We start from the raw sequence: 22,231 nt of genomic DNA on the forward strand, positions 1-22,231 counted from the left end.
TTGCGGGTGCCCCTCATGATGGAACGACTCCGGCCTTGTCGAGTTTCGTCTTCATCAAATGAAATCCGATTGGGGATAGAATGTGAGACGTTTCCTGCCGGGGATCGCGCTCGCTTTTGGTGCCTTTACGCCGGCCATGGCCCAGGACACCCCGCCCGAAAGCAGTGCCAGCCCAACGCCTGACCCACTGGTCGACGAAGCCGAAAAACCTGCCGACCGAGTTTCGGTCGACGTCGGGGCGGCGCTTGTCAGCAAATATATTTCGCGGGGGATTGGCTTCGCCGAAGAGGCCAGCCTGCAGCCTTACGTCACCGTGTCGCTTTCTCTTCCGGGCCTGGAAGGAGGCGCTATCTCCGGCGCCAAGATGTTCGTCGGCAACTGGAACAACGTCAAGCTCGGCCACGTCGAGGCGACGGAAGCGGGGCAGTTGACCCGATTTTACGAAAACGATTTCTATGTGGGCGGCGCAGTCACGGTGAACGATCGCTGGTCCGTCTCGGCAACCTATTACCGCTACGGATCACTGAGCGATTCTTTCGATGGTTACAACGACCTGGAGCTGATCGTCGGGTTCGACGACAGCGGCCTCTGGAGTGGCACGGTGCCGCTCGACAATTTTTCGCTGTCCCCCTCCTTGCGCATGGTTCAGGAGGCAGGCCGTCCGGGGCGGCCGGATGCCCTTTACGTGCAACCGTCGCTTTCCCCCTCGTTCGACGTCGGACATCCCGATCGTCCCGTGCATGTCACCATGCCTCTCGTCGTCGGCCTGGCGGACACGTACTACGATGATGCGCAAGGCGGCCATCCCACCTTCGGTTTTTTCCGAACAGGGGTGTCCGTGTCCGGACAGCCATTTCCGAATTCCGCGGAGAACGTCAGAGTAAGCGGCGGGGTGGATGTCTGGATGCTCAACGACAAGGTCGTGAATGGCCTGGGAGATAGTGAGGTCGTCGGGCGGATCGGCGTCAACTGGAGCTTTTGAGCGCGGTCTCCCCGGCGTCCGCAAACCAGGCCCTAATGATTGTGCTTTCGATCGCGGCGGTGCAATTCGTCGGCAAAGGCCCAGCGTACCGCCTCGGCAGCCACTTGGGTTCCAATGACTGCTGGATATCGCTCCAACCCCGGTCGTTGCAGCCCCAGCATTTCGCGCGCAAAGGCCGGGAGCAGGTCAAGGGCGGCAGCTGCGAGAACCCTTTGCGTCATGCGCGATGGGAGACGTCCCTCGCCGTCAAGGATCATTCGTGCAACGGCTCGCGTCTCGCTGGTTGCGCACAGGTCCGGCTGCATCGACTGCATGATCTCGGCTGCCTGCGTGCGGCTTGTTGGCACCGGCTCGGCGCCAAGGCGTTGTGCGATCACGGCGAATTGCGCGAAATATTTGTCCTGATCGGATGCCGCCATCTCTGGATCGGCATAGCGGCGGTAGGCATTGAGGAAGCTGGTCGCTTCGGCCACATGGACCCACGCCAAGGTTCGCGGATCGGCAGCGGCATAGGCCGTTCCGTCCGGCATCGTGCCTGTAACGCGGGCGTGTATCGCATTGACCGTTCTGATGGCCTGTTCCGCGTCGTCGCGATGGCCGTAGGTCGTGACCGCAATGAACCGAGCCGTTCGCCGCAGTCGGCCGCGCATGTCGTTGCGAAAATCGGAGTGGTCGAGGACGCCGCGCAAGGCGGCGGGGTGCAGCATCTGCAGCATCAGGGCACTTATGCCGCCGATCATCATGGCCACGACATCGGCGTGCACGTTGCGGATTGGGGTATCAGGCTCGAACAGAGCATCATGCGACGGTGCCACCGGCCGCTCGCCCTTGCTGCCATCGTTGAACAGGCCTCGAACCTGGCGGACCAGCACCCTTCGCGCCAGCGACGCAGGAACTGAAAGGGGAGAAACCGAAACCATCTGCCGGCGTTACCTCCAGACAAGGGCAGGATTGGAAACGAATGAACACATGCTGTGTTTCAAGCGCCATACCGGAGACGTGAAGATGAACCTCAAGACGAAGGCCCTCAAGGATCAGGCGATGGGCAAGGCCAAGCGGGCGCTTGGTGAACTTTCAGCGCGTCCGGATTATGTACTCGAAGGGGAACGGCAGGACGCAAAGGGTCGTCACGAGGCGGATACCGCCCGAGACCAGTCGCGCGGCCGATCAACTCCCAAGCCGCAGGATTGAACCTCACCGCCGGACGGGAACGCCAATTGGCTTTGCATCGCCTCCGCCGTGCGCGCTGCGGGAAAGGTGCTCAGTCGCCTTCCGGCTTGTCGGGCTGCCCGTCCGCGCGCGGTGGCTTGCCGTCCTCGTTGGTCCAGCGGTCGTCTGGCGTCGTGGCCGTGCCGGTAACATTGCGAACATCGTAGGGGGCGTATTCGCCGCGTCCCTTGCGAGCGTCTTCCTGTTCGCGCCAAGAGCGCTTGTCGCCTTTCGTGTCAACGACGTGCCGCGAATCGTGAGGCTCGTATTCTCCGCCACCTGACATGGGATGTCTCCTTTCCAACTCCTTTATGCGGTCTCGTGAGAGAAGGCGGGGCTGGCCCAACAAGGGGTTCCCGACTTCTCTCTTTCAACCACGCTTAACCTGGAAATGCGCAGCAATGGCCCGCGGTGCCTGTTCGCCGCCCTGGTTGCCACGGGGCGTGGCGGACATCTGACGAGTAGTTGCCGAACGCCGCGAACATTACGACAAATGCACGAACCCAGAAAAAGTGACCGCCACGGCACCTCTGTGCTTGCCGCACGTTTCTGCTGCGAGGGACCTGTCAGCACGGTCGCAAAATTGGAGCAGTTCATGCCGAATACGGGCCGGGAGGATAGCAAGCATCGCCTTTTTGTCGAAAGGCTGATGATCATCGTCGTGTTTGGGGTGATCGTGGCGGTGCTTTGGCACATCAGGTCGCTGATTGTCGTGGTCACGGGCGCGGTCGTCCTTGCGGTGTTGCTACGCGCTATTGCCGACCCGATCAGCGAGCATACCCGCCTGGGAACGAGACTCTCCACGGCGGCAGCGGTTTTGATCGTCGCTGGTGTCATAGGATGCGCAGGCTGGCTGTTCGGATCGACGATGGCGGATCAGTTTGCGCACCTGAGTTCAACCATACCCACCTCGTGGGAAGAAATTCGCACCCTTGCCGATGCGGTCCCGTTCGGACCTCAGATGCTGGCATCGATGGAAAGCGGCGTCGATATTCCCAAGCTGCTGCCGCAGATCTTCAACATGGTGGGAAATGCGGCAACGACCTTGTTGCTGATCCTGTTCGGTGCCGTGTTCTTCGCAGCCCAGCCCTCGCTGTACACGCGCGGTGTCGTCAAGCTGGTACCGCCTGACCGGCGAACACTGGTATCGCAGTCCTTGCAGGATTCGGGAAGGGCATTGCGGCTCTGGCTGCTCGGCCAATTGATTTCCATGATCGTCGTGGGCGTGCTGACCGGCGTCGGGCTGTGGATTGCGGGCGTGCCGTCGGCAATGGCTCTCGGATTTATCGCGGGGCTCACTGAAGGCATTCCCTATCTGGGACCGATAATCGGTTCGATACCCGGCATTCTGCTGGCGCTCATGCAAGGACCCGAAACGGCACTCTGGGCGCTGTTGGTCTACGTCGCCGTGCAACAGATAGAGGGTAATACGCTGGTCCCTATCCTTCATCGAGAATTCGTGAGCCTTCCTCCCGCGCTCACCCTTTTCTGGATTATCGCTGCAGGGCTGATCTTCGGCATCGTCGGGATCATCTTCGCAACGCCGCTGCTGGTTGTACTCTACGTCATGGTAAAGCGTCTCTACGTCCGCGAAGCGCTCGATACCGAAACCTCGCTTCCAGGTGAACCGGAAGACGAGAGGGAGGGCGAAGGGTAGCGATGCGCTACGCCGACACGGACGCGCCCGCCATCACGAGGCGCAAGCATTGCGACGCATGGATTTACCTCGATGCGGAAGGCCGGCGGATCAGCGATCCTGACGAGATCGAGAGGCTGGACGCTATCGGCCTGCCTCCCGCCTATACAGACTGCTGGTTCGCCAGCGATCCGGACACGCACATCCAAGCGACCGGCATCGATGCAAGGGGGCGCAAGCAGTACGTCTATCACCCCGATTATGTGGCACAGCGCGACGCCCGCAAGTTCGGGGGTTGCGCCGGCTTCGGTCGACTGCTGCCGCGGATACGAAAGCGCGTGGATGAAGATCTGGCGAAACGGACTCTCATCCGGGAACGGGCGGTTGCATCCATAGTCCGGCTGCTGGACAGTGGCCGGATACGCGTCGGTAGCGAGGCCTATGCGCGCTCTAACCGAAGCTTCGGTGCGACGACGCTGCGCCAGCGCCATGCGCAGATCAGGAGGAACCGGGTCGATCTGCGTTTCCGGGCAAAGTCGGGGCGATTATGCGAGATGAGTGTGACCGATCGCGGGTTGCTGCGCTTCGTCAAGCAGGTGCAGGATCTGCCCGGGCAGCACCTTTTCCAGTACCGTGACAATGCGGGCGAGTTTCATCCGGTCAATTCTGCCGACGTGAACGATTACATTCACGAGACGATGGGCGAAGCATACACCGCCAAGGACTTTCGCACCTGGCGGGCAAGCGTTCTGGCATTTGAGTGGCTGACCCGGAGTGAAGGGCACCGAACCTTGCGCGAAATGCTGGCACATGTTGCCGAACATCTTGGCAATACGCCGGCGGTCGCACGCAAGTCCTACGTCCATCCGGACCTGATAGAGATGGTTCGCAGCGGCGACCTTGCGGAAATTCCCGATACGCTTCCGCGCCGCACCAAGTGGCTTGCCCGTGCGGAGCGGGGGTTGATCGATCTGCTGCAGGAGGAGAGCTGTTCAGGCGCCAAAGATAGCGCGTCCTAGGGTTGAGGTCGGGCGTTGGCAGGCTGCTCGCCTCCGGCCTCGGACAGGGCCCTGGCAAGGCCCCGGATCTCTTTCTCGGGAATGCGGCGGGCGATGACGGGCATCGGTAGTTGCGTCTTGTGCGCATCGATCACCGTCTCTTCTCCACGCCAGGACCGAAGGCGGTTCTCAAGATAGGTGGCGTGCTGCCCGGCGATCAGCGGTTTCGGCTTTCCCGGGGCGTGGCAGCGCGTGCAGGCTGGCAATTGTCTTTCGCGGATACCTTCGAACAGGATCGGATCGGTATGGGGCAGGGGTTTGTCTTCGAGTCCCGGCATTGTCGCAAAGTGCTCGGCCAGAGCCGCCATCTCGGATTCCGAAAGCGGCGCGGCGGCAACCTGCATCGGTCCGCTTGCCCGTTTGCCCGAGGCATAGTCGCGCAAGGCGTCGCGAAGGTAGGATGCCTTCTGGCCGGCAAGGATCGGAATATCGCCCTGCTTCCGGCCCAGGCCGTCCGCTCCGTGGCATCCTGTGCAGCTTTCAAGAAGGCCCGCGCGCAATTGCGACGGCGCCTGTCGGGCGGATACGTGCGTCAGCGCCTCGTACTGTCGTGGCGTCATCCCGGGCAGCCGGCGCAGGAACCCGACCATACGCCGGATCTCGTCGGGTCGTTCCTGCGTCGGCCAAGCCGGCATACCCGTGTATTTGACGCCGTGCTGAACGATCCAGAACAGTTCGGCATCGTCATAATGGTGCACGGTTTCGGCAAGGTCGGGTGCGGGCGGCGTGGCTGCCTGCATCTGCGGCGAGGGCGGCTGGCCGGGCGCGCCGTGGCAGACCTGGCATGCCTGTCTGAAGTGGCCGGCGGCGCTGACGAGTCCATCGTCTTCGCGCACCTTGTCGGGGGTCCCGAAGGTCGAATAGGTGCGCACCGAATTTTGCATCGTCCAGTGCAGGAACCATTCCGTGATCTTCCAGTGGCCGGATGACGCCGAGATCTGGAAAAGCCCGGACCAGGCAAACAGCAGGCCTGCGAGCGCCAGAGTCAGAATTGTCACGAGCACGCGTTTCCAGGTGATGCGAACGGTCATGTCGCATCCTCGCCGTCGGTGGTGAGCAGCCCGCTCAGCAGGGCCAGGCCACCAGCCAGATAGCTGATCGCGCCGATGGCAAGCATTACCGCGCCGCCCAGTTGCTGGTCGATCACGGGGTCGAGCCCGAACGGCGCGGCGTGTGGTTGCGCCATCGGATAAAGAGGCCGGGGAGAGAGGCCGACGAGAACGCCGAGCAGGGTCATGTGCATCGATGTGAGCAGCAGCGCGCCAATGCCGGATGCCCGATGGACATTCCCGAGCGCAGCGCTCCAGAGCAGCCATCCGGCCACGAGGAAGCAGGCCTGTTCAACCAAGGCCACGCTCGTGAAGGTGGCGCTGGCGCGGCGCAAGGCGGGCAGGTGCCACCCCCAGACAGTGGCCAGTTCCAGCAGCATCATCGCCATCGGCGTGACCCGCTGCGGCCAGCGTGCGGCCGGATCCAGCATGCTGCCGCGCAGCCCCACGGCCACCAACGGCGCAGCCACCGCCACGGATAGCATGTGGGCGGTCATGTGCCCGGTCATGCCGAACCGGGACACCCCCCAGGCAAGTGGGATCAAGGCGAGGCCGAGGGGAAGCGCTACCTGTTTCACTGGCAATCCCCGATGAAAATCACCGGCAGGGCCGTGAACACCACGCCGACGAAGCTCAGACCGGCCAGCAGCAGCGTCGCCTTACCAAGGAAACGCAGGCGGTCGACTTCGGTACTGTCTTCGTGAGGGGGCGGATCGCCAGGCGTCCGCTCCTTGTGCCAGGCAAGCCAGCCCGAAAACAGGATCACGAGCAGAGCCATGACCGTCCCCCCGACAAACAGCACCGGGAACGTCGCAAACCGCCCTGTCTTGGCGCAGGAGATCGCCGCCCAAAGGTAGGAGAACAGGAAATGGGCCGCCCAGGCCGTAGGCGGGATGATCAGCGTCCAGAGCGTGATGCGCAGCTGCTGGTGCCACTTGCGGTGCTGCTCGGATCTCTCGGGGTCGCTCATGTCGCCTCCGGAAACAGACCGATGGTGAGATAGGTGACGAGCGTGGTCAGCGCGAAGAAGTGCATGAAAACCGTGACGTTGCGAAGATCGGCGTCATAGGCGGGCGTGCAGCGACCGGCGAAGCTGCGGGCGAGCACATAGGCGAGCATGATAGCCGCCACTGCGGCGTGTGCGGCCGTCCAGCCCGCCAGCGTCCAGACGATGGCCGGATAGCTGTGGAGCGAAGGGTTCATGCCGGAAAGCCAGGGGCCGGCAAGGCCCGCCGCTGCGCTTGCGAGAGAAGCGACGAGGCTCGCTGCCAGCATTGCCCTGGCCAGCGCCACGCCGCCGCGGGCGTGGACTTCGCGCCCCCCCACAGTAAACACCCATCCGACCAACCCCACGACGAGGGCGAGCATGGGCCAGAAAACGCCCGGCGCATGGGCAAGTTCGTCGGGCGGAAAGTCGGCGTGCCGGGTCCAGAAGAAGTAATATCCGAAAACAAGGCCGGAAAAGGCGGTGGCATCTGCCATCATGGTGATGAACATGGCCCACCAGCCCGGAGACGAGGAGCCGGATATGTACAGGGGCAATTCCAATCCGTGCCCGATCGGCTTGGAGGGCCGTTCCGGAATTTCCGCCGTGCCGGTCCATACCCACCACATCACCATCGCCAAGGTGAGCAGCCCCGAGACGAGGGCTGGCCAGTAGAGGTGGTATGTCGTGAAGATGAAAACGCCGCCCAGAGCGAAGGCCGTCAGCATGGGCTTCCACGACGGGGTGCCCAGCCGCACTACCGAGATCGGGCGGGCATCGAGCACCGTGGTGATGATCGTCTCGCGCCGGCCTTCCTCTGCATCGGGGAGGAAATAGCGGCCTTCATCCACCTTGCGCATGAAATCGGGCTGATCCCAGATCGGGTACCGGCTTTCAATAAGCGGGATAGAGCGGATTCCCCAGTGCTCGTCGTGCGGATAGGCCAGCCACTCCAGGGTGCCGGCGTGCCAGGGATTGCGCTCGGCAAAGGGGCGCCAGGGGGAACGCGCGAGATCGACGCAGATTATCGCCACCCCGCTCGCGAATATGAATGCGCCGATCGTGGAGGCGAGGTTGAGGCTGCCCAGGCCGAGTTCCGCCGGATAGGTGAATACCCGGCGCGGCATGCCCTCCAGACCGGATAGGTGCATCGGGAAGAAGCAGAGATTCACGCCCACGAAGAGAAACCAGAAGGCAATGCGCCCAAGCCGGTCGGATAGCTTCTTTCCGGTGATCAGCGGCCAGTAGTAGTAGAGCCCGGCGAAAAGCGGCAGCAGTGTCCCTCCAATCAGTACGTAGTGCAGGTGAGCCACTACGAAGTATGTATCGTGCGCCTGCCAGTCGAAGGGGGCGACGGCGACCATGACGCCCGTGAGCCCGCCGATCACAAAGACCGCCAGACTGCCGCTGGCGTAGAGCATCGGCGTCGACCAGGTGACGCGGCCTGCCCAGATCGTTGCGATGAACACGAATATCTGCACGGCGGTCGGGATCGCGACCGCTTCAGAGGCGGCGGAGAAAAAGGCCAGGCTTATCTTGGGCAGGCCGGTGGCGAACATGTGGTGGACCCACAGGCCGAAGGACAGGAAGGCCGTGCCCACCGCCGCCAGGACGATCCATGGATAGCCCAGCACGTGGCGTCTCGCGAACGTGGGGACCAGCATCGCGAACAGGGCGATCGAGGGCAGGAAGACGATATAGACTTCCGGATGACCGAAAATCCAGAACAGGTGCTGCCACAGCAGCGGGTCGCCGCCGCGCGTCGCGTCGAAGAAAGGCCAGTCGAGCAGGCGCTCCATCTCGAACAGCAGGTCCCCGGCGATGAGTGGCGGAAAGGCGAACAGGATCATCACCGCCACCACGAGAATGTACCAGGCGTAGAGAGGCATGAGGTTGAGCCGCATGCCCGGTGGGCGGCATTTGAGAACGCCCACGATCAGTTCGACGGCGGCGGCTATGGACGAGACCTCGATGAAGGAGAGGCCCAGCATCCATATGTCGGCACCGAGGCCGGAAAGGTCGGTCCGGGTGGTCAGCGGGGGATACATGAACCAGCCGCCGTCCGGAGCCGCATCGAAGAAGATCGAGCCGGCCACGAAGATGCCCCCGAGCAGGAAGGACCAGTACCCGAAGGCCGACAGGCGGGGGAAAGGGAGGTCTCGCGCACCGAGAAGCTGCGGCAGCAGAATGATCGAGACCGCCTCGAACATGGGCACGGCGAAGAGGAACATCATCATCGAACCGTGCAGGGTGAAAAGCTGGTTGAAGGTCGAGGCATCGACCAGATCGTTCTCCGGCACCGCGAGCTGCGCACGCATGATCAGCGCCAGCACCCCGGCAAGCAGCATGAAGCCGAATGCCGTCAATGTGTACCAGGCGCCGACGGCGTCGTTGTTCGTGTCCGTCCACCTCAGGAAGAAGCCCTTGGGCGCGGCCCATGCGGCGCGAAGGCGCTCGTCCTGTGCTGCCCGGAGTTGAGGGTCGTCCTGCTCGTGGAAGCTCATTTCAGCTCCTTCAGCCAGGCCGCGATGGCGTGTGCCTCGTCTTCGGGCATCATGGGGTAGGAGGGCATGCGGGCGCCCGGCTTGACGGCATCGGCATCGCGAATGAAGGTTGCTGTGTTGCCCGTGGTTGGTGGCAGCGTTCCGGCCCCGAGACTGGTGCGCGCACCGTAGCGGGAAAGGTCGGGGCCGATGCGGGCGTCGTGTTCAGTCCCCCGTACCGCATGGCAGGCATTGCAGCCGTAGTCTGCGAAGAGAGCGGCGCCGCGCGTGCGACCACGGGCTACTGCAGCGGGCGTTCGTGCTGCCACGAGCCACGCGTCGAACGCCGAAGGCTCCATGGCCACGACGTCGAAGGCCATCAAGGCATGGGATAGTCCGCAGAATTCAGCGCATACGCCGCGAAAACGTCCGGTCTTTTCGGCCTTGACGATGAGCCGGTTCGTGCGTCCCGGGATCATGTCCATCTTTCCGGCTAGTCCGGGTATCCAGAAGCTGTGGATCACGTCCTTGGCTGCCAGTTGGAACACGACAGGACGCCCCACCGGGATGCGCACTTCATTGGCCCCTATGAGCGGCTCGCCGCGGCCACTTTCGTATTGCACGCGCCACCAGAACTGTTCGCCATCGACGCGTATCGTGAGATCTCCCGGCTGGCTCGGCAGCGGGCGCATTTCGGGTAATGCAAAAAGAAGCAAGGCGGTGAGCACCACAGTGGGGAAGACGGCTCCCAGCCACAAGATCAATCGCATGCCCTGACGGTGATCGAGAGCATTTCCGGGTGAGTGCGCGGCCCGCCATGCCAGCGTACCGACAAGCACCGCTATAAGCAGCGCGCCGATGCCCAGCGTCACGGTGAGCCAATAGGTGGAACGCGCTTCTTCGCCGAAGGGGGCAAGCGTGGACTGGTGGGCGTTGCACCCCGCCAGCAAGATCACCGATGTGCCCACCAACTTACGCAAGAGTTACTGCCCCTGTGGCTGTCCCGGCCGCCAAGATGGCGGGCATCCCCAAAGGCAAACACGCGAGGAGGCTTCAGGTTCTCCACGAATTTAAAGGCAGTGCGTTATTCATTTTTCCCATCGGTTTCCTGCCTGCTCCAAAGCAGGTTTGGGGAACGCGGCACACCCTCCAGACGTTCGCATGTGCGAAACTGCTGAACAGGACTGCCATGCGCGCCTTCGCTTGTCCCAATTGCCATTCACCGATCCATTTTGAAGCCCGTCTCTGCCACTCCTGCAGGGCGACGCTGGGTTACGACCCCGCTATCGACGCGTTCCGCTTTCTGGCCGACGGCGCGACTGTCTGGCGCGATGCCCACGGCGGGATTTCGGACGTCGTGGTTTGTGCGAACAACAATGACTTCAGGATCTGCAACTGGCTTGTGGACGTCGATGCGCCGACGCACATGTGTCGTGCATGCTGCCACAATCGCACCATTCCAGATCTCACCGACGCCAGCGTTCCGCAGCGCTGGGCCAAGGTGGAAGCGGCCAAGAGACGGCTAATCCACACCTTGATACGATTGGGCCTGCCGCTTGAGACCAAGGCGCAGGAGGCGCCGGGGCGGCAGGGGCTAGCCTTCGATTTTCTCCACGATCCAGCCGCGGAAACCATGGGCCAGACGCAGATCCTGACTGGTCACGATGGCGGAGTGATCACTCTCAACCTGATAGAAGCAGACGATGCCGAACGCGAACGAATGCGCGCCGCGATGGGCGAGCCGTATCGCACATTACTGGGTCACTTCCGTCATGAGGTAGGCCATCACTACTGGTCGCGACTGGTGCAGAACGATCAACAGGAACTCGAGGCGTTCCGTTCGGTGTTCGGCGATGAACGGAGGAACTACGAGGAAGCCTTGAGCGCCTACTATGCCGACAGCGGCAAGATCTGGACCGATGCCTACGTCAGCCATTATGCGACGTCGCACCCGTGGGAGGACTTTGCCGAGACCTGGGCGCACTACCTGCACATTGTGGACGTTCTGGCGACGGCGAACGCGCTCGATCTCTCGCTCGAGGTGCCGGACGCGGCGCAAGTGCAGGCGGTGGATCTCGCTTTCGATCCCTATCGTGCCAATGCCGCAAAGCTGGCCAGCCACATGGAGCCGCTGGCCTTCGCGATGAACGCGATGAACCGCAGCATGGGCAAGGACGATCTCTATCCCTTCGCGCTCTCCGATGCGATCGTCGTCAAGCTCGATTACATCGCGCGGCTCATCGGCAACAACCGGCTCGACGGATAGGGTCAGCCGTCAGGCGTCACCGTCACGTGACCTTCGGCAGGCGGTCCAGGTACTTGTCGAGAGTAAGAGGGTAGTCGCGAATGCGTACGCCGGTGGCGTTGTAGACGGCATTGGCAATCGCGGCGCCCACACCGCAAAGTCCAAGTTCTCCCACGCCTTTCGCTTTCATCGGCGAAGACCAGGGATCGGTCTCGTCCAGGAAAATGACCTCCTGGTGGGGGATGTCGGCATGGACCGGCACCTCGTAGCCGGCCAGATCGTGGTTGACGAAAAAGCCGAACCGCTTGTCGACGGCCAGTTCCTCGCTCAGCGCCGCGCCCGCGCCCATCGTCATGGCGCCGATGACCTGGCTACGCGCGGATACCGGATTGAGGATGCGCCCTGCCGAGCAGACAGCCAGCATGCGCTTGAGATGGGTCTCGCCCGTGAAGGCGTCGACTGCCACCTCCACGAAGTGGGCAGCAAAAGTGGACTGCTGGTGGGTCTCGTCGACATCGCCGTACTCGATGGCGTCTTCGGCCACCAGTTCGCCACCGGATGCAGCATCGCCAAGCGCGAACGAGCGGCCGTCAACTTCGACCCTGCCGTCGGCAAAGACGATGTCCTCGCCGTTCGCGCCCAATTTCTGCGCGACCATTTCGCGCAGCTTGACGCAGGCTGCATAGACGCCGGCAGTCGAATTGACGGCGCCCCATTGGCCGCCGGATCCGGCAGATATCGGGAAGTCGGAATCGCCCAGCTCGACGCTGACCTGCTCGAGCGGCACGCCCATCGTCTCGGCGGCGGTCTGCGCGATGATCGTGTAGCTGCCCGTGCCGATGTCTGTCATGTCGGTTTCCACCGTCACCCGGCCGTCGGCGGCAAGCCTGACGCGAGCCGCCGACTTGGTGAGGATGTTGTTGCGGAAACCTGCTGCCATGCCGTGACCGATCAGCCAGCGCCCCTGTCGGTTAGTGCCGGGCTGGGCGCTGCGCTCGTGCCATCCGAACACCTCGGCCCCGCGGCGAAGACAGCCGACGAGATCACGGTAGGAATAAGGTCGGTCCGGGTTCATCGGGTCGACCTGCGTATCGTTGACGATGCGTAGGTCGACCGGGTCCATTCCGAGTTTGTCCGCCAGTTCATCCATGGCAATTTCAAGCGCCATGAGCCCCGGCGCTTCACCCGGCGCGCGCATGGCATTGCCTTCGGGAAGATCGAGTTCGGCCAGTCGCATCGCAGTCCTGCGGTTGGCGCCGGCATAGAATAGCTGTGTCTGGCTGACGGCGCTTTCCGGCTTGCCTCCGGGCAGGTTGCCCGAGGTGCTCTCATGCGAGATGGCAGTCAGCCTGCCATCGCGTTCCGCGCCAAGCTGGATACGCTGGATCGTTGCCGGGCGGTGCGTGGTGTTGTTCATGATCAGCGGACGCTGCAGTGTGACTTTCACCGGCCTGTGAAACCGGCGCGCCGCAAGCGCCGCCACGACCAGATCGGACCGTATGAACAGCTTGCCCCCGAAGCCGCCGCCGATGAAGGGCGAGTCCAGCCTGACATTTTCGCGGGGGATGCCGAGCGCCTTGGCAAGGTCACGCTTGCCCCACTGGATCATCTGGTTGGACGTCCAGACCGTGACGTTGTCGCCGTCCCAGGCGGCAACGGTGGCATGGGGCTCCATCATCGCATGGGTTTCGTCGGGCGTCGTATAGACGGCATCGATGGAAACGGGGGCGCTGGCGAAGGCGCTATCGAAATCTCCGAAGTTCTCCACCTTTGGCTTGCCCTTGCCATCTTTCGCAAGCGGAGCAGCGGGCGCGAGTTCGGCCAGATCGAAATGGCCCTTCTCGCGTTCGTAATCGACGAGAATGAGGTGCGCCGCGGCGCGCGCCTGCTCGAAGGTTTCGGCGACAACGAGGGCAATGGCCTGGTGATAGTGCTGGACTTCCGCCCCGCCGAAGAGGTTTGCGGTATTGGAGGGCCCCAGCGGCACGGGTTCGTGGTCGAGCGTGCTCAGCACGCCGATAACGCCTGACGCCTGATTTGCGTGGGCAAGGTTCATCGACTTGATGCGCCCCTTGGCGATTCCCGCGCCCAGCACGTAGCCGTAGGCCTGTCCTGCCGCCACGTCGTGGCGCTCGTAGGCGTAGGGAGCCGTGCCCGTGGTCTTCAGGGGGCCATCGATGCGAGGCGTGGGCTTGCCGACGACCTTTAGCCGATCGATAGGATTGGTCTTTGCCGGTGAATCGAATTTCATGCGATCAGCTCCTGGCTTCCGCCATCACCCCGGCGAGCGTACGTTCGACGAGAGCGATCTTGAACTTGTTGTCTTCCGTCGGCGTGGCACCGGCGGTCAGGGCGCGGGCGGCGGCAGCGACGTCAGGCAAGGCAGCATCGGCAGCAGCGACCCGCCACGGCTTGGGCGCGATCCCGCCCACAGCCACACGCCCGGTCCTGTCGGGCTGGACCACGGCTGCGATCGATACGAGTGCAAAGGCATAGGACCTGCGATCCCTGACCTTGTGGTAGAGATGCTTGCCGCCGAGAGGCTTGGGCAGTGTAACCGCGGTGATGAATTCCCCCGGCTCCAGGGCCGTCTCGACCTCTGGCGTGTCACCCCAGAGACGATGGAAATCGGCGAACGGGATCGCGCGGCTGGTCCCGTCGGGCTTCACCGTTTCGACTACCGCATCCAGAACGCGCAGGGCGACTGCCATGTCGCCGGGATACGTCGCGATGCACTTGTCGCTCACGCCGACGATACCGAGCTGGCGGCTGGCTCCACCGATAGCGGCGCAGCCCGAGCCCGGCCTGCGCTTGTTGCAGGCCTGGTTGGTATCGTAGAAATAGGGGCATCGCGTGCGCTGCAGCAGGTTGCCGCCGGTCGTTGCCTTGTTGCGCAACTGTCCGGACGCGCCGGCTACGATAGCCCGGGTCAGCACTGCATAATCGCGTCGGACCCGCTCGTCGGCAGCGCAATCCGTGTTGCGCACCAGGGCGCCGATGCGCAGCCCGCCGTCCTCGGTCGGCGTGATTTCGTCGAGCCCCAGACCGTTCACGTCCACGAGATGGGTGGGCGCTTCGACTTCCAGCTTCATCAGGTCGATGAGGTTGGTTCCACCTGCAACGAACTTGGCATTGCGGGTACTGGCAACAGCCTTGGCCGCTTCGGCGGGGCTGGCGGCACGTTCGTAGGTGAAGGCCTTCATGCTTTCCCTCCGGCTACCTCGGCCATGGCCTCCGCAATGTTGGAATAGGCTCCGCAGCGGCAGATGTTGCCGCTCATGCGCTCGCGCATTTCCACGTTCGTCGGCTGCATCGGGCCTTCGAGATCCTCGGTGACATGGCTGGGCACGCCTCTGTGGATTTCCTCGAGTACAGAGACGGCGGAGCAAATCTGGCCAGGGGTGCAATAGCCGCATTGGTAGCCGTCGTGCTTGACGAAAGCGGCTTGCATCGGATGCAGGGCGTCCGGAGTTCCCAGGCCCTCGATGGTGGTAACCTCGTCGCCTTCGTGCATGACTGCAAAGGACAGGCAGGAATTGATGCGGGTGCCGTTGACCATCACCGTGCAGGCTCCGCACTGGCCGTGATCGCAGCCTTTCTTGGTGCCGGTCAGCCTCATGTGCTCGCGCAGCGCATCAAGCAGGGTCGTGCGCGTATCGAGGCTGAGCTTGTGCTCCTTTCCATTCACCGTCAGCGAGACGGGAACCGTCGGCGTCGCGGGCTGAGCAGCCGCGCGTGCCCGCACGACCGGGACCGAGGTCGCAGCGACACTGACCGTTCCTCCGGCAAGAACGCCGCGTCTCGATACCTTGAATGCCTCGAATTCAGTCATCTGTCTGCGATCTCCGGTTGTAGGTTCCGGGGGTGGATCTTCCCCTTGGCAGTGCGGTCATGGACGCGCTTGCGAGCGGAAATTGGGATGTCGGCAACATGTACCCGACATGATCAAACGCGCGGGATGGTATTAAGTTCCTGAAGATAGGTAATACCAACTCGTTCTTGCTGCATCGCAGTGGCGAGGTCAATCGCTTCGTGAGGTTTTTGCCGCAAGCCGGGAATTTGTCGACGAGGCTTGCTTTTCGCAGGTGCGGTAGGCGCAGCCTTGGCCGCATGCGATTGAGCACCACACCTTGTCCAATCCGACCGGCAAGCGCTATGCAGCCCTCGAGCAACAACAGGAGAGGACGTGGCCACGGTCAACATTGAACGCATTGAACGCGACATCACGGCGATTTCACAGTTCGGTTTCAATGAGGAAGATCGGGGCGTCTACCGGCAGGGCTTCAGCGCGGCCGACATGGAGGCCCGCGCCTGGCTGCGCGAGCAGTTCGAGGCGCTGGGCATGACCCACGAGGTCGACGGCGCCGGCAATGTGATGGGCCGCTATGGCCCAGCGGACCGACCCGCCATCATCATCGCGTCACACATCGATTCCGTGCCCGCCGGAGGTATCTTCGACGGCGTGCTGGGCGTGATTGCCGGTCTGGAAGTCGTGCGGACCATGCAGGACAACGGCATCGTTCCGGATTTTCCCGTGGAAGTGATCGCCACGGCCGAGGAAGAAGGGCGCTTCGGGGGCATGCTCGGCGCTCAGGCGCTGACGGGCCATCTCACGCTTGACTGGCTGGAACGGGCGGCGGACGAACGCGGCAACCGTCTGGCCGATGCCATGTCTGCCGTCGGCCTGGACTACCACAAGGCGCTCCATGCCTATCGCCGTCCGGAAACCATCAAGGCCTTTCTGGAACTGCATGTCGAACAGGGCCCGGTGCTCGATGCCGAAAAGACGACGATCGGGATCGTCGAGGGCATTTCGGGGGTGTTCAAGTGGAATTGCCGCCTGATCGGCAAGGCCGACCACGCGGGGACGGCGCCCATGGACATGCGAGCCGACGCGCTCATGGGCATGGTCGATTTCGCCCACGAGATCCCGCGCATAATCGAAGAGGAAGGCACCGAGCGCAGCCGCATCACCATCGGCCATGTCGAGTGCAAGCCGGGCTTCCCGCACACGGTGCCGGGCGAGGTTGATTTCACCATTGTCGGGCGCGATCTCGACGAGGAAGCGATGCGCATGCTTTCCAACTCGTGCCGGCGGGTTTTGTCGTCCATCGCGCGGCGTCACAAGCTCAAGTTCGAATACGAGGAGATGAGTTGGCTCTCGCCTGCCTATTGCGACAAGGACCTGATGAACCTGATCGAGACGAAGACGAAAGAACTTGGTTACAGCTACAAGATCATGCCTTCCGGTGCCGGGCACGACGTCCAGTTCTTCTGCGGGTACACCAAGGCCGCAATGTTCTTCGTCCCCAGCGTTGGCGGGATCAGTCACGCGCCCGACGAATGGACACATTGGTCGGACTGCGAGCGCGGGGCGCAACTCTTGTATGAGTGCGTGACCGATCTGGCCTGCGGGTGAGGGGGAAGGGGGCCTTCAGACCCCCAGCAGATCCTCCATCGCATGCAGGGCGATAGCGTGATTGAGAATGATGTCCTTGCGGGTATTCGCGGCGTGATCGTCCGACTTGCGGTATTCCTCGATCGAATCCGTGAGTTTTTTCTCGTCGAAGATGCCGTGCCTGGCGATCTTTTCAGGTGACAGCCACTTGGCGATGAGCTTGTCGATCTCGGCCGCTTTCTTCTTGTCGGTATGCGCCGGAGGGGCCATGAAGGCGAACTTCTCGCGCTTGTAGAGCACTTCGGGAAGCACGTGCTTCATCGCCTCGCGCACGACCCATTTCTCGATGCCGTCGCGCACGCGAACATGCGGTGGGATGCGCATGGCCATTTCGGCGACGTGGTGGTCGAGGAAAGCCGGGCGGCTTTCCAGGCTGTTGGCCATGTCCACGCGGTCTCCGCCCCAGTTGAGGATCTGGCCTTCCAGCATGGTCTTGATCCACGAATACTGGACCTTGTCGAGCACATGACGCCCGTCGAGCATCGACTTGTCGAGGCTGTAGGCGATGGCGGCGATGGGATCGTAGTCGCCCAGCTTTTCCTTGAACGCGTCCGAGAGCAGCGGCTTGATCCGCTCCAGTGTGAGCATCCACGGCTGGATCCAGCTGGGCGTGAAGCCCATGACTTCCTCGAACGCCGGATGCGATATCTGCGTTTCGGCCAGAACCGAGCCGGAGAAGATGGCATTGCGCTTGCGCATTTCCTCGGCCGCGGGTGTTGCGGCGTATTCGGGATCGTGCAGGAACAGGTCGGCCTTGAACTGGGCATAGCCGCCGAACAGTTCGTCGGACCCTTCGCCGGTGATCACCACCTTGTAGCCGACGTCGCGCACGTGGCGGCTCATCAGCATCTTGGCGACGCCGAGCGTGTTGTAGAAGGTCCGCTCCGAATAATAGACCGCGTCCTCGAAGTTCTTGCCGTAGAGGTCTTCCGCCTTGAGGCTGAGGATGTCCTGGTCGGCCCCGGCCTTTTCGGCCATTTCGGTGGCGATGTGGGCTTCGTCGTAGCGGTCGTCGTCGAAGGATATGGTGAAGGCCTTGACCGGCGACTGCTGGATGGCGGCGGCCATGCCGATGATCGAGCAGCTGTCGATGCCGCCGGAGAGGTAGCAGGCGACCGGCACGTCGGCTTCGAGGCGGAACGTGATCGATTCCACCAGCGCGGCGCGCACGTTCTCGATGTGCTCTTCGTCGGGCAGTTGGTCATGCTGGCCATCCAGCGGAAATTCGGCGTCCCAGTAGCGGCGCGCTTCCATCTCGAAGTCGTCGCCCTTGCGGGTGACGATGAGCATGTGGCCGGGCTTCAGCGCCTGGATGTCCTTGAACAGGGTCATGCCCGGGACCATCACCTGCATCATCTGGTGCAGCTGCGCCTTGGGGCAGACTTCGCGAGAGACGTCGGGATGGGCCAGCATGGCCTTCATTTCCGAGCCCCAGAAGAATCCGTTGTCGCCCAGGTGGTAGAACAGCGGGCGGATGCCGAACCGGTCGCGCACCAGGATGAGCTGCTGCTTTTCCTTGTCGAAGATCGTGAAAGCGAATTCGCCGCGCAGGTGATCGACGAAGTCGAGCCCGTGTTTGTGATAGAGCTTGAGCGCGATCTCGCTGTCCGACTTGGTGTTGAATTCGTACCCGTCGGTCCGCAGCAGGCCGCGTAGGCGCTTGTAGTCGTAGAACTCGCCGTTGGCAGTGAGGACGAGGCCGCCGGTACCGTCCTCTTCGCGGCCGTAGATCGGCTGGTCGCCGGAATTGAGGCCGATGATGGAAAGGCGCGTGTGGATCATCGCCAGCCCGTCTTCCGGATCGAAGTGGAAACCGCGGCCGTCGGGGCCGCGATGGTACAGCGTATCCGCCATCTTCGCGGCATAGCCGTCTGTATTCTCGGAATAGCGGGTTGGGCTCCAGAGCCCGGCGATGCCACACATCGTCTGCGTTCCTTAAACTGATTAGAGCTTCAAGCGAGGTATTCGGCCGGCACGATGTCACCCACTCGCCCGAAAATGGCGAGGAGCAGCGCCTGTCTGATCCACACGGCGCCGTCTGCCTGGTTGAAATAGAGATTGTGCTGGGTGTTATCGAGGCTGGTGTCGAGCTCTTCGCCGCGGGCCAGTGGATGCAGGATCACCGTATCCGGCTTCAGTTTGCTGTCCTTGTCCAGCGAGAACGCGTCACCGAAAAAGCGGTATCCATCGCCCAGATAGGCGATAGCATTCATGTAGATAACGTCGAGATATTCGAGGCTCTGCTTGAGGTTTTGCGAGAAGTCGATCCCGATCGGGCTGGCGTTGGTAAGTTCGCGGATTTCCTCGCCCAGCGGGTCGGCCATTTCGGAGAAGATGGTGATGTGGCTGATGTTCTCGGGGAACAGCAGGGCCAGCATCAGGAAGCTCTTCACCGTGCGCATGTTGCCGGGCGTGCCGATGATGCCGATGTTGAGGCGGAATTGTTCCGGGATTTCACCGTAGGCGATCTCGGGCCGCCACTTCAGCAGCGCGTACCAGTCAGCGAGAGCTTGCGTCGGATGTTCGTCCGACCCGTTTCCGCCGTTGAGCAGCGGGATGCGCAAGTACTCGCAAAGTTCGTCGATGGCAGATTGCTCGGTGTGGCGCACGGCAACGACATCGGCGTAGGAATTGAACATCTGGCCGATGTCGCGCAGCGATTCCCCCTTGGCGACGCCGGTGGTCTTGGCATCGGCCACACTGATCGTCCGGCCGCCCAGGTGCAGCATGGCGCTCTCGAACGACAGGCGGGTGCGTGTGCTTGGCTCGAAGAACGCTGCGGCCATGATCTTGTCTTCCAGCGCATGCATTACCGGAAAGCGCTTGAGCTGCAGGTAGGCGGCGAGCTTCATCAGTTCGCACAGCACGTCGCGGCCGAACTGGGCGGCAGAGAGGACCGACGTGTCGTGCATCCGTTCCAGAAGGTCGAGACGCAGCTTGGGCTCGTGCCGCAGCAGACCGGCGGGGTCCGGACAATTGCCGATTACTCCCGCCTTGCGCTCGGAGTCGGCCTGATGTTCGACTTGGGATGCGGGCAAAGTCACCAGATATCACCGTTCTTGAGATCACGGACGAGGAGGGTGGCAAGGCCGAGGCCGGTCAGGGCGCACCAGATCAGTGCGCCGTAAATGATGATCGTGAGGAATCCGGCTGAAAAGGTCATGCTGCCTCACTCAATTTTGCCCAGTCGAACCGGGCTTTCGAGAAGTGGGCGCAAGCCAGCACCCATACCATCGACACGGCGGTGGCGATCAGTGTCGCCACGTACCAGCCGATTGCAAAATAGCAGACGAGGCCAACGCCTGCACCCAGCAGCATTCCCCCCACGGCTCCGACCGTGCTGGCCCTGCGCCAGTAAAGGCCGGTGACGATCGGCCAGATCATCGAGCCCACAAGAGGGCCGGCGAAGAACAGGACCGAAGCCAGCGTGCCGATACGCGGCAGGCAGACAGCCCACGTGAACAGGCCGAGCGCCAAGGTCACATACTGCGCTACCTTTTTCAACGTTTCGAGCGGCGCGTCGGGGCGCATCAGTTTGCGGTAGATATCTTCGGTAATCAGGTCGGATGTCGCTGCGAGTAGGCTGTCGAGGCTTGATGCCAGTGAACAGAACACGACGATGAAGATCGCAATCGCCCCGAATTCACCCAGCACGTCGGCCACAACCAGCGGGCCTACCATGTCGGCGGCAGGCACCGGGACGTTAAGCGCACCTGATGCCAGGGCGATGAAGCCAGCGGCTACGGGGATGGGGAACCAGATTAGCCCGCCCAGCGCGAAGGCCTTTCCACCCACACCGTCACGGAACGCAAAGGCGCGGCTCCACCACACGTTGTTGTGGAACACCTCCCCCAGACCAAACAGCAGATTGTTGAAAATAGCCATGATCGCGGCAGGAAACAGAACGTTGAGCAGGGCGGGGCGGGTCGCTTCGAGATTGTGATGAATCTCGTCCACCGAAACGTGGGAGAGGACCGCAAAGCCGACGATCACGACGCCGACGATGATGATTAGGCTTTGGATGAAGTCGGTGCCGATCACCGCGGCGAGTCCGCCGCGCATGGTATAGGCCACGCAGACCCCAAGAATGACCGTCATGCCCCAGGCATAGGGAATGCCCGAGAGTGCATTCAGCAGGATGCCGCCGGCCATTGCCATGCTGACCAGCCAGGTAAGCGAATAAAACAGCGTGTAGACCATGAAGATGGACCACGCCGTTCGGCCGTAGCGCAGGCGAAAGAAATCGCCGCTCGTGTACCCCGTGGGCATGAGCTTGCGAATTCGGCCTGCCATCGGCGCGAACAGGAACAGTCCGAAGCTCGCGGTCGTGTACGCGAGCATGCCCCAGACTCCGAGTTCCAGCGCGAACTGTGGAGCGAGCATGGTCGTGTTAGAGGTGATCCAGGTTGCCGCCGCCGTCGCCGACCCGAGTGCGAGGCCGATATTGCGTCCGGCAAGTGCGTGATCCTCGAAGCTCTTGTTGCGCCGGCCCCAATAGAAGCCGAGGCCGACCCATAGAGCGCTGAAAAGGGCAAGGAGTATCCAGCCGACAGTGGGCGGCAGAATGGCGGCAGCCTCATTCATCGCGCGCGCCTCTCAGAATGGTGATCACGACGGCAAGCGTCACCAGCGCTCCGATCGCTACGAGAAACAGCGCGCGGTTGAGCGACTGGTGTACGACGGAGACGAGCAGCGGAGTGGATGTCTGCCCCTCGAGCGTCTTGAGGCGAAGATAGTAGTCGCCGTTGGCCAGTCCCGACAGGAAGTAGCGGTGGGCCGAGCCGGCATATAGCTGCTTGGTTTTGCTGAAGTCTGGAGAAGTCGAAATCTCGAGCGAAACGGGGCTGTCCGATTGCCATTCGAGCATCGCGTGGCCGGCATCGCTGGTGAGTTCGGAAGGGCCCTCGAAATGCGCTGCTGCATGGGCGGGCACCGCCAAAGCAAAGATGGCAGCGAAAAGTGCCGCGAAAATGATCAGCGCACGGACGCGAACCAGACTTCGACGGCCATGTGCCGATGAGCGAAACGGACAGCCCGCGGTCTGCAATCGGCCAGGGGCGAGATTATGGCGGCTGCGTGAGATTGTCCCTTTTCCGTCCTGCCGGCCGGCCTGCCGGTGCTCTTGC

General features: G+C 62.6%; 21 protein-coding genes. 6 read left to right on the plus strand and 15 right to left on the minus strand.

Going from position 1 to position 22,231, the window contains the following annotated elements; all coding sequences use genetic code 11:
* Positions 1-82 precede the first annotated feature (82 nt).
* Positions 83-982, plus strand: coding sequence for a TorF family putative porin (locus tag LK12_RS09305; RefSeq protein WP_039282557.1), 900 nt, complete (start codon positions 83-85; stop codon positions 980-982).
* 32 nt (positions 983-1,014) lie between these two features.
* Here the strand turns inward: LK12_RS09305 and LK12_RS09310 are convergent, their stop codons facing one another.
* Positions 1,015-1,854: an oxygenase MpaB family protein gene (locus LK12_RS09310; RefSeq protein WP_231568306.1), complete on the minus strand. Its 840-nt coding sequence runs from the start codon at positions 1,852-1,854 to the stop codon at positions 1,015-1,017.
* A 97-nt stretch (positions 1,855-1,951) separates the two neighbouring features.
* On the opposite strand from LK12_RS09310, the gene LK12_RS09315 reads away from it, so the two are divergent.
* Positions 1,952-2,173, plus strand: coding sequence for a hypothetical protein (locus tag LK12_RS09315; protein WP_039282561.1), 222 nt, complete (start codon positions 1,952-1,954; stop codon positions 2,171-2,173).
* Positions 2,174-2,243: 70 nt separating this feature from the next.
* Here the strand turns inward: LK12_RS09315 and LK12_RS09320 are convergent, their stop codons facing one another.
* Complete coding sequence (locus tag LK12_RS09320; protein ID WP_039282566.1) at positions 2,244-2,477, minus strand: hypothetical protein; 234 nt, start codon at positions 2,475-2,477, stop codon at positions 2,244-2,246.
* 105 nt (positions 2,478-2,582) lie between these two features.
* On the opposite strand from LK12_RS09320, the gene LK12_RS09325 reads away from it, so the two are divergent.
* Together LK12_RS09325 and LK12_RS09330 are read left to right on the plus strand one after the other, a co-directional pair.
* Positions 2,583-3,848 (plus strand): AI-2E family transporter, encoded by a 1,266-nt coding sequence (locus LK12_RS09325; protein ID WP_082010444.1) that lies wholly within the window; start codon positions 2,583-2,585, stop codon positions 3,846-3,848.
* A gap of 2 nt (positions 3,849-3,850) precedes the next feature.
* Positions 3,851-4,846 carry a DNA topoisomerase IB gene (locus tag LK12_RS09330; protein WP_039282570.1) on the plus strand — a complete coding sequence of 332 codons (996 nt, stop codon included), beginning with the start codon at positions 3,851-3,853 and terminating at the stop codon, positions 4,844-4,846.
* On the opposite strand, the gene LK12_RS09335 is transcribed toward LK12_RS09330, so the two are convergent.
* From LK12_RS09335 to coxB, 5 genes are read right to left on the minus strand one after another with little or no spacing between them, the layout of a single operon-like run.
* Complete coding sequence (locus tag LK12_RS09335; protein WP_039282571.1) at positions 4,843-5,916, minus strand: c-type cytochrome; 1,074 nt, start codon at positions 5,914-5,916, stop codon at positions 4,843-4,845. The genes LK12_RS09330 and LK12_RS09335 overlap by 4 nt on opposite strands.
* Positions 5,913-6,512, minus strand: coding sequence for a cytochrome c oxidase assembly protein (locus LK12_RS09340; protein ID WP_039282575.1), 600 nt, complete (start codon positions 6,510-6,512; stop codon positions 5,913-5,915). The genes LK12_RS09335 and LK12_RS09340 overlap by 4 nt, the downstream gene beginning before the upstream one ends.
* The gene (locus LK12_RS09345) at positions 6,509-6,904 is read right to left on the minus strand and encodes a membrane protein (protein WP_039282579.1); all 396 of its coding nucleotides are present in this window, start codon (positions 6,902-6,904) and stop codon (positions 6,509-6,511) included. The genes LK12_RS09340 and LK12_RS09345 overlap by 4 nt, the downstream gene beginning before the upstream one ends.
* Positions 6,901-9,423 (minus strand): cytochrome c oxidase subunit I, encoded by a 2,523-nt coding sequence (gene ctaD, locus LK12_RS09350; protein ID WP_039282581.1) that lies wholly within the window; start codon positions 9,421-9,423, stop codon positions 6,901-6,903. Before ctaD ends, LK12_RS09345 begins: the two co-directional genes overlap by 4 nt.
* Positions 9,420-10,382, minus strand: a complete 963-nt coding sequence (gene coxB, locus LK12_RS09355) for a cytochrome c oxidase subunit II (protein WP_039282585.1) — start codon at positions 10,380-10,382, stop codon at positions 9,420-9,422. The genes ctaD and coxB overlap by 4 nt, the downstream gene beginning before the upstream one ends.
* Positions 10,383-10,591: 209 nt before the next feature.
* On the opposite strand from coxB, the gene LK12_RS09360 reads away from it, so the two are divergent.
* Positions 10,592-11,668, plus strand: a complete 1,077-nt coding sequence (locus LK12_RS09360; protein WP_039282589.1) for a zinc-binding metallopeptidase family protein — start codon at positions 10,592-10,594, stop codon at positions 11,666-11,668.
* 22 nt (positions 11,669-11,690) lie between these two features.
* Here the strand turns inward: LK12_RS09360 and paoC are convergent, their stop codons facing one another.
* The 3 genes from paoC to paoA are packed head-to-tail and all read right to left on the minus strand — an operon-like array spanning position 11,691 to position 15,479.
* Positions 11,691-13,898 carry an aldehyde oxidoreductase molybdenum-binding subunit PaoC gene (gene paoC, locus LK12_RS09365; RefSeq protein WP_039282591.1) on the minus strand — a complete coding sequence of 736 codons (2,208 nt, stop codon included), beginning with the start codon at positions 13,896-13,898 and terminating at the stop codon, positions 11,691-11,693.
* Between the two features lie 4 nt (positions 13,899-13,902).
* A complete protein-coding gene (locus LK12_RS09370; protein ID WP_039282595.1) occupies positions 13,903-14,850 on the minus strand; it encodes an FAD binding domain-containing protein in 948 nt (315 codons plus the stop codon).
* Complete coding sequence (gene paoA, locus LK12_RS09375; protein ID WP_039282598.1) at positions 14,847-15,479, minus strand: aldehyde dehydrogenase iron-sulfur subunit PaoA; 633 nt, start codon at positions 15,477-15,479, stop codon at positions 14,847-14,849. Before paoA ends, LK12_RS09370 begins: the two co-directional genes overlap by 4 nt.
* A 354-nt stretch (positions 15,480-15,833) precedes the next feature.
* On the opposite strand from paoA, the gene LK12_RS09380 reads away from it, so the two are divergent.
* Positions 15,834-17,066 carry a Zn-dependent hydrolase gene (locus tag LK12_RS09380; protein WP_039282601.1) on the plus strand — a complete coding sequence of 411 codons (1,233 nt, stop codon included), beginning with the start codon at positions 15,834-15,836 and terminating at the stop codon, positions 17,064-17,066.
* 15 nt (positions 17,067-17,081) lie between these two features.
* On the opposite strand, the gene asnB is transcribed toward LK12_RS09380, so the two are convergent.
* From asnB to LK12_RS09400, 5 genes are read right to left on the minus strand one after another with little or no spacing between them, the layout of a single operon-like run.
* Positions 17,082-19,028, minus strand: coding sequence for an asparagine synthase (glutamine-hydrolyzing) (asnB, locus tag LK12_RS09385; protein ID WP_039282605.1), 1,947 nt, complete (start codon positions 19,026-19,028; stop codon positions 17,082-17,084).
* A 29-nt stretch (positions 19,029-19,057) separates the two neighbouring features.
* The gene (locus LK12_RS09390) at positions 19,058-20,149 is read right to left on the minus strand and encodes an aspartate/ornithine carbamoyltransferase family protein (RefSeq protein WP_039282608.1); all 1,092 of its coding nucleotides are present in this window, start codon (positions 20,147-20,149) and stop codon (positions 19,058-19,060) included.
* A complete protein-coding gene (locus LK12_RS25295; RefSeq protein WP_269430660.1) occupies positions 20,146-20,268 on the minus strand; it encodes a hypothetical protein in 123 nt (40 codons plus the stop codon). Before LK12_RS25295 ends, LK12_RS09390 begins: the two co-directional genes overlap by 4 nt.
* A complete protein-coding gene (locus LK12_RS09395) occupies positions 20,265-21,689 on the minus strand; it encodes a sodium:solute symporter family transporter (RefSeq protein ID WP_039282611.1) in 1,425 nt (474 codons plus the stop codon). The genes LK12_RS25295 and LK12_RS09395 overlap by 4 nt, the downstream gene beginning before the upstream one ends.
* Entirely contained in the window at positions 21,682-22,038 is a 357-nt protein-coding gene (locus tag LK12_RS09400) for a hypothetical protein (protein ID WP_156135439.1), read from the minus strand. Before LK12_RS09400 ends, LK12_RS09395 begins: the two co-directional genes overlap by 8 nt.
* Positions 22,039-22,231 lie beyond the last annotated feature (193 nt).

This window comes from Novosphingobium malaysiense (genome assembly GCF_000802225.1).
In the GTDB taxonomy this organism is placed as follows: Bacteria; Pseudomonadota; Alphaproteobacteria; order Sphingomonadales; family Sphingomonadaceae; genus Novosphingobium; species Novosphingobium malaysiense.